This window comes from Glaciimonas sp. GG7 (assembly GCF_052976905.1).
The window spans coordinates 1-409 of record NZ_JBRIIQ010000241.1; the positions used below are offsets into that span (position 1 = coordinate 1).

Here is a 409-nt window from a genome sequence, read left to right on the forward strand (position 1 = left end):
GCGGGCGAGTTGCACATTGGCGGGGTGCAGGTGGCGCGTGGGTATTTGAATCAGCCGGAACTGACGGAGCAACGCTTTGTACCTGACCCGTTCTCTTCACAGCCCGGCGCACGGTTATACAAAACGGGCGACTTGGCACGCTGGCAATCGGACGGCAATCTGGTGTATCTGGGCCGCAATGACTTTCAGGTCAAGATACGCGGTTTCCGCATTGAGTTGGCGGAGATTGAAACGCAACTGGCAGCACATCCTGCGATCCGTGAGGCGGTCGTGATGGCGCGGGAAGACAGTCCCGGCGACCAACGGTTAGTGGCGTATATCGTTATCAATACAGAGATCGATGCCGCAACCCTGCGTACGCATTTGAGTGTAAATCTGCCCGATTACATGGTGCCAGCGGCGTATGTCA

The 409-nt window shown here is 57.0% G+C and carries 1 protein-coding gene; it reads left to right on the forward strand.

Annotated features, from left to right (window positions below; translation table 11 throughout):
• Nucleotides 1–409: AMP-binding enzyme (locus ACVBEF_RS21360; protein ID WP_447125899.1), on the forward strand; the 409-nt coding region annotated here is incomplete at both ends.